The sequence below is a fragment of the Paraburkholderia sp. Ac-20336 genome (assembly GCF_017105025.1).
In the GTDB taxonomy this organism is placed as follows: domain Bacteria; phylum Pseudomonadota; class Gammaproteobacteria; order Burkholderiales; family Burkholderiaceae; genus Paraburkholderia.
This window is the reverse complement of record NZ_JAAGPS010000025.1, coordinates 55,647-62,330: the sequence shown is the minus strand read 5'-3', so window position 1 is coordinate 62,330 and position 6,684 is coordinate 55,647. Positions and strand designations below refer to the sequence as shown.

Sequence of the window (6,684 nt, the reverse complement as noted above, 5' to 3'; positions counted from 1 at the left end):
GCGGCAAGCCTGCCTGGTGAGGGTGTCACGGGTTCATGCGTCGGCGTTGCCGGATGATTCGTTTTACTGATGGTTCTCGGGGTTATGGGCGGTGCCTTGGGCTTCGCCGTCTCGACGGGAACCGCACGCTGCGGGGGCGAGGCAGGGTGCGAAACAGGGGGCGACTGCACGACCGCGGACGCGGTCATCGGCGCGGGCGGCAACAGTTCGGCGGTGATCGTGCGCGGCTCAGCCAACAACGGCATGGGTTCGTCGCGATGGTTCAGCACTGCCGCGAGCAGCACCACATGAATGCCGACAGCCACGACGACGGCGCTCGTTGCCCGGACGTTCAGCCGCCCGGGCAATGCCGGTGCGCGGACCGAATAAAGGGGATGCGAAATCTGCATGCTGTGGACCCGATTCAGGCGATTCATTCAGACGAACCTTCGCCCCGGCAATCCGGTGCGAACCCAGGCACATCGCTTGACGCAAATTCAAGGTACTCAGGATCAGGATCAGGATCAGGATCAGGATCAGGATCAGGATCAGGAACAGCAGGAAGCGGGCATCGGTCATCGCCATGCGCCTATCGGCATGCCGGCTCGTGGCGAGGCGCCGATGGCAGCGGGCGGCAGTCCCGAAAGACCGCCGCCCGCCGCTACCCGTTACCGCGTACCCGGTGCGTCGGGGTCATGCAACCCGTCTGCGCCAGGGGCGAACGACAGCGCGACCGACTTAATCGTCGTCGTCGTCCGAGGCGGCGACCGTCTTCGTACCGTCCGCCGCGACCTTCGAATAGATCGAATGCGGCGTCGGATACGGCTTGTCACCCATCACACCCTTCCACAGCACCTGGTTGAACAGCGCCGGCGGAATCAGGTCTTCCTTGGAGAAGTCGAAGTCCTTCGTTGCGTTCGCCCAGTAGGTCGCGCCGTGCAGCGGATGAATGTCCGGACCCTGCGCGTACTGGTTGCCGTCGTTACCGCCCGACGTCGGGCCGGTGGCCACGTTACCCACGTTCGTGCCCTTCAGGATCGTCGAGGCAACGGCCGTGTAGGTCCACGAACCATTCGAGTGCGTGTCGAAGAGGTCGGCCATCGGCTTCGCGTAGGCCGTGTTCAGGTCGATGTGCTGGGTGCCCAGTACATCTTCCATCGTACGGACGGCGCTGACCTGGCTGTACGGCGTGCTGACGATCGCCTGCTTCTTCACATACGCGCCGACGACATACGCCGGAGCGCGGTGCGAGTCGACGTGATCGGAGCCGGCCTGCGAGTCGTCCTCGACCACTACGATCAGCGTATTTTTCGCGTACGGGCTGTTCGCGACCGTTTCGACCAGCTTGCCGACGGCGAAGTCGTTATCGGCTTCTTCCTGCTCGGCCGAGGCCATCTGACCCACGTTCTGTGCATAGTTGCCGGTGTGGTCGGAGCCCATGCGGACGAATTCAAACGACGGGAGATTGCCGTTCGCCACGTACTGCTGGAACTCGCGGTTCCATTCGAGCTCGCGGAAGGTGTCCGGATAGGACTGGTCGAAGCCGCGATAGTACGGGTCCGTCAGATTGACGAGCGTCGGCTTGACCGGGTGAACCTGAATGATGTTGGAGGCGAACGGCGTGAGCAGCGGGCTCGCGATCGTGCCGATCGAGCCCGTGTTGTTGACCATGCCGCCGTAGTCGCGCACCGAGCCGCCGGCTTGCAGCACCGCATCGTAGATGTTGGCCTTCTGGTAGCCGAACGGCGCATCCGGCACCGAGATGTCGGCGATACCCGGCAGCACGTTGGCCGTGCCACCCGGCAGCGACGACGTTCCCGTCGTGAAGCTGCCGCCCGTGCCGGCATCGCGCAAGGCGGTCGTCGCGAGGCCGACCGGCACGCCGCGGTTGCTGCCTTCCGATTCGTACGACATGCCGCGCGTGACGCCCGCATAGTTTTCCTGCTGCGAGACTTCTTCGGTCGGCGTGACGTGCGCGTGCTGGACCCACGACCAGCCGTCCATCGAGCCGTCGCCCGGATCGGTGAAGTTGTCGATCGTGACGAAGTTGCTGGCGATGTTGTGGAAGTTCGGCGTCGTGGCCTTGCCGTACATCGTGAGCGTCGGATCGCCGTTCGAGCCGTTGCCGAGGTCGCCGAGGATCTGGTCGAATGTGCGGTTTTCCTTGACGATATAGATCACATGCTTGATGTGATCGTGCATGAACTGCATCGTCTGACGATCGCTTTGCGACTCTTTCACCGAGTAGTGGTTGTTTTCTTCCACCTGGTTCGTGAGGCGCTCGAGCACTTCGCCGCGCGGAACCGGTGCGCTGACGAGGCTGCTCTGCTCCAGGCCGAACTGGTACTGGGCCGTGGCGCCGCCCGGCGTGTAGAGCGGGTTCGGGCCAGTGTTCGACTTGCCGTTGATGATGTACATCTGCGAGCCGTCGGCGCTCAGCGTGATGTCCTTCGGCGCATAGGCGGTCGGAATCAGGCCGGCGACGTGGTAGCCGTTCTGGCCGTCGAGGTCGATCACGGCGATCGAGTTGTCGCCGTTGTTGACCGCGTACAGCGTCTTGCCGTCCTTCGACACGGTCACGTTGACCGTATCGCGGCCGCTGTACTTCTTGCTGTTGCCATGGCCGTGGCCTTGATCGTTGTCGTTGCCCCAGCCGTGGCCGTGATCGTTGTCATGGCCGTGATCGTTGCCGTGACCATGATCGTGATCGTCGTCGTCCTGATCGTCGCCGGACAGGCTGGCGATGTCGATCGTCTTCTGGACCTTGCGGCTGGACGTATCGATGACCGCCACCTGGTCGGCATTCGACACGGCGACGTAGAGCTTCGATTGATCCGGCGAAAGCGTCATGCCGTAGGCATTGCCTTGCAGGGGAATGCGCGTGATGAATTGCGGCGCGGCCGGGTTCGACAGGTTCAGCACCACGACTTCACGGTCGCGCACCGACGAAACGAACGCGGTGCCGTCCGACTTCAGCGAGACGGCCCACGGGTATTCGCCGCCGGCGACGCCTTGCGCGCCCGACGTGTTGAACGGACGCAGGTCGTATTCCGAGGTGACCGTGTTCGACGTCGTGTCGATGAGGGTGATCGAGTCGTTGTAGTTGTTGGCCACGACCAGCGTTCTGCCGTCGGCCGACACGGCGAGACCGCCGGCGTTCGGCTTCACGCCCGAACCGATACCCGTGGTGTGATTCAGCGCGATGGCCGCGGTCTGCGACCATTGGGCCGACGGCGCCGCCGAAGCGCGACCGTACACGTAGACCTTGTCGTCGGCGCCGCCGGTGCCGTACAGGGTCTGGTTGCCGTTCCACGCGAGGCCATCGAACGCATTGTTCTGATGAATGGCTTGCACGAGTTGCGGGTTGGCCTTGTTGGCGCCCGACACATCGTAGATGAAGATGTACTGGGTCGAATCGGCCTTGTCGAGCGTGTTGTTGTTGGTACCCGTGTAGACGGTGTTGTAGCCGGCGGTGATGACCGCGAGCGTATTACCGTCCGGGCTGAGCTGCGACTTGATGGCACCGCTGACCACCTGGGTCGGCTTGGCCGACAGCTGCGGATTCAGCAGTTGTTGCGCGGCACCCGGGATGGCCATCGGGGAAATGAACTGGCCGGTGGGCAGAAGCGCCATGTTGCTCTGCGGAGTCGCGAAGGCCACGCAGCTGGTTAATAGGCTTAAAGCAATGCCGGACTGAACGAGCTTTCGATTCATCGTGCTTCTCCAAAGAATTCAAAACAGAATTGTTGATCTGATTCAAACGGAATCATTTGGTAGAGATATCGCCCCTGATTGCTCAGACGTGCTGACGGTCGATTCACGCGAGACGCATAACAGCACTGCTCTTGCGCTGTCAGCACGGCGATATTTAGTCATCGGCAAGTGTCAATCGAATGACGCGTTTAAATCTGGAGTGCGACGAATAAGAATCGTTATCACGTTATGCAGAAATTAATTCTTATATGACTGTCATGTGTTTATCTGTCATCCTGAATTAAATGAAACTTCACGAAATGGTTCGCTATTTCGTCGTGATTGTCAGAGGAATAGGTGGGCGAGACGTGATTCGAGACGGATCGGCGGAGGCGTTCGTTGGAGACATGTGTCGCCCGGAGTAGGCATGGTCCGGGCGGTGGGATAGGTGCGAGGGCGAGAGCGGGTGTGGCGAAGGCGTGGGCGGAATGAGAGGCCGTACCGCGTTAGAGATGCCGCTTGCGTGACGCTCTAAACGATCAGAACATCGGATTCTGAATCGGTAAACCGTACGGCCAAAATCGACGGTATTGAAATGTTCAATGCTGGTCGATTTTCACAAGGAATCAAGCCTACAACTCTTGCATGACAGAGGGGTGAAATTTATTCGAGAAATGATGATCTTTGTTTGAGTACTTTTTATATGATCTTCCGCCATTTTAGGTATGCATGCCATGCATCGACTCTAGTTTTAACAGGTGACTATTGACCGATGCATAGCATATTGAGAAGCGACATATCTTTCAAATGTATTTTTATATTCTTTCATTTTAATAAAGAGAGGTGGCTGGTCCGAACGGATTTCCGCTTAGGCCAGGTATCTGCCGAGTCTCGTTTAGCTGTCGTTGTCATAGGTGCCTTTCCATATGATTTGTCCGGGCATGAGACCCCCGCCTAAGCCTTCCTGTAGTCCCTCGTTAACGCCGCGAACAACGATCACGGCAGGGGCGGTATTGACAGCCAGGGTCATGAACGACTGAATCATGATCGCCATTTCCAGTAGCTCGGGTTTTATGCCACAAAGCAAAACCGTCACATCCGTACCGTAGAGCAGGCCAGCGCTGCCGTCAAAATAGATCGCACCACCTTCCAACTTTTGTGGCGTGAGATTGCCATGACATGCTGCTGTTTCATGGACGATGCCGTTGCTGGGGAAGTCGGTTGTTGATCCGGTTCCTGCGATTTCCCGTCCTTTGAGGGTTATTTGGGGCAAGGTTAGTTTTCTGTGCAGCAGTTTCGGAATCGGGACGGAGATACCCATCCCAAATCCGGCATATTTGAACTGCTGGCGTTTGCCTTCAGGGTCATCCAGAACCAGAAGTCCAACGGATACGAGGAATGCGCCAAGACTATCCGCCACACCATCTCCACTTTGATTTGAGCTTGACCTGTTGTTAGCCAGCAAACGATCAACTATTCGGCGTCGCTCGCGGCGCTTTCACGTACGTCCGTTTCGCGTAGATGTGCCGTGCCAGGCTATGTTCGGAAAGGTCCATTTCAATTGGAATGGGATAACTCCGAAAAGTGGGATTGTGAGATCGGAATCAAAACCAAAGGCCTGCGCGGGATTGCTCCGGCAGGCCCGTCAGTCATTGCAGTTGAAGCTACTATGACAGTGCAAACAGATCGGTTTCGCGACTCGGGCGCAAGCGATCATGCTGCGTCGTCTTATCTAATCGGAAAACCTCGGTCAACCCATGTCATGGACGAAGAGCAGTACCCGCTCCAATGACGTTCAATCAGAACGCGTGCCGCAACCCCACCATCCCGACGAACTGCGATGGCCCCGACGACGGCGTCGTGTTCTGCGAGTCGCCCACCACCGCGACCGCGTCGGCAATGCTCACGCCGCTGCCCGCCGCGATCAGCGCCTTGCCGCTCGCATGCTGATATGCCTCGAGCGCATAGAGCGTCGTGCGTGTCGAGAGGTTGTACGTCTGCTCGAACGAAATCTGCTGGTAGTGCGCGGGATCGTCGATGCCGTTCGCCTTGCTCTGCTGCGTGAAGCTATAGCCGCCGCCGACCGTCACGCTCGGCGTGACCCGGTAGGTCGCAATCACGCCGTAGGTGTTGAACACGGCCTTGTCGAGGAACAGCGAGCCGTTGCCCGGCGCGTACTGCACGTTCGAGTAGTTGAGCCCGACCATCAGATCGTGCCAGCTATAGCGGCCCGCCGCCGCGAACAGTTGCGCGCTGCGCGCGCTCGCATAGCCGTTGTTCACCGGCGAGTTGATCGCGAAGCTGCCGAGCGCCGCGCTCGTCGCGACGTCCTTGAGCTTCACGTAGCCGGCCGCGATCGACACCGGCTGATAGTCGTAGCGGAACGCCGCGCTGAAATTGCTGCCGTTCGCGACGCTGCCCGGCACGCCGCCGAGCGCGTATTGCGCGCTCATCTGCAGGCCCGCGATCGTCGGCGATAAGTAGGTTACCGAATTATTGAAGCGCAGCGTCGTGTCGAGCGCGTCGATATCGCCGGGGTGCGCGCCGGTCGCACCGGTCAGCACGCCGGTCGGCCCGAGCGCGCCGACCATGTTGAAGTAGGGCGTGTACTGGCGGCCGAGCGTCACGGTGCCGTAGCGGTCATTGGCGAGGCCGACATAGGCTTGCCGGTTGAACAGGTAGCCCGCGGTGCTTTGCGCGCCGGTCAGCGAATTGAAGCCGCTTTCGAGCCGGAAGATCGCCTTCGTGCCGCCGCCGAGATCTTCCGAGCCGACCAGGCCGAACTTGCTCGCCTGCAGGTTGCCCTGGCTCATATAGAAGTTCGAATGCCCCTTCTGGTTGCTGACATAGCTGAACGCATTGTCGACGACGCCATACAGCGTGACGCTGCTTTGCGCCGATGCGTTGGTCGACAATACGGCGCCCGCGAACGGCAGGCAGCAGAGGACGAACGCGCGAGTACGCGCGTGCTGGATGGGATTCATGATGGACGTGTCTCCAGACTGGATGAAT

The 6,684-nt window shown here is 59.9% G+C and carries 4 protein-coding genes; all 4 read right to left on the bottom strand.

Translation table 11 applies throughout. The features are described from left to right. Positions 1 to 228: 228 nt before the first annotated feature. Positions 229 to 564 carry a hypothetical protein gene (locus GXB81_RS10965; RefSeq protein ID WP_205989119.1) on the bottom strand — a complete coding sequence of 112 codons (336 nt, stop codon included), beginning with the start codon at positions 562 to 564 and terminating at the stop codon, positions 229 to 231. 153 nt (positions 565 to 717) lie between these two features. Then, complete coding sequence (locus tag GXB81_RS10960) at positions 718 to 3,612, bottom strand: bifunctional YncE family protein/alkaline phosphatase family protein (RefSeq protein WP_240159109.1); 2,895 nt, start codon at positions 3,610 to 3,612, stop codon at positions 718 to 720. A 955-nt stretch (positions 3,613 to 4,567) separates the two neighbouring features. Continuing rightward, positions 4,568 to 5,092, bottom strand: coding sequence for a hypothetical protein (locus GXB81_RS10955; protein ID WP_205989118.1), 525 nt, complete (start codon positions 5,090 to 5,092; stop codon positions 4,568 to 4,570). Positions 5,093 to 5,471: 379 nt separating this feature from the next. Then, positions 5,472 to 6,656, bottom strand: coding sequence for a porin (locus tag GXB81_RS10950; RefSeq protein ID WP_167282551.1), 1,185 nt, complete (start codon positions 6,654 to 6,656; stop codon positions 5,472 to 5,474). Positions 6,657 to 6,684 lie beyond the last annotated feature (28 nt).

Bases quoted from the DNA above. Each gene is read 5' to 3' on its own strand.
- GXB81_RS10960 (WP_240159109.1), bottom strand. From the start codon at position 3,612: ATGGCGCTTCTGCCCACCGGCCAGTTCATTTCCCCGATGGCCATCCCG.
- GXB81_RS10950 (WP_167282551.1), bottom strand. From the start codon at position 6,656: ATGAATCCCATCCAGCACGCGCGTACTCGCGCGTTCGTCCTCTGCTGC.
- GXB81_RS10965 (WP_205989119.1), bottom strand. From the start codon at position 564: ATGGCGATGACCGATGCCCGCTTCCTGCTGTTCCTGATCCTGATCCTG.